The organism is Dyella jejuensis, from assembly GCF_044904675.1.
GTDB classification, from domain to species: domain Bacteria; phylum Pseudomonadota; class Gammaproteobacteria; order Xanthomonadales; family Rhodanobacteraceae; genus Dyella_B; species Dyella_B jejuensis.
The window spans coordinates 1-281 of record NZ_JADIKJ010000101.1 but is presented as its reverse complement, the minus strand read 5'-3'; the positions used below and the strand labels follow the sequence as shown (position 1 = coordinate 281).

Here is a 281-nt window from a genome sequence, read left to right as displayed (position 1 = left end):
GGTCTGCGTTCGCGCGGCGTGGGTCCGGAGGTGACGGTGGGCATCTGCTTGCCGCGTTCGGCGGACCTGGCGGTAGCGATCCTGGCGGTGTGGAAAGCCGGTGGCGCGTATGTGCCGCTGGATCCGGACAACCCGCCGGCGCGGCTGGCCATGATGCGCGATGACGCGCAGGCGGACTGCGTGATCGGCCATGAAGCCCTGCTGCAAGGGTTGCACGCGGCGATCCCGCTGGCGTTGGACACGGCGGCGCTGCGCGCGGAGCTGGCGGCGGCGCCGGCGCA

The 281-nt window shown here is 73.0% G+C and carries 1 protein-coding gene; it reads left to right on the top strand.

Features of this window, described 5'->3' with window-relative positions; translation table 11 throughout:
* Positions 1–281 (top strand): AMP-binding protein (locus ISP15_RS18490; RefSeq protein WP_404549489.1); only part of this gene is annotated, 281 nt, incomplete at both ends.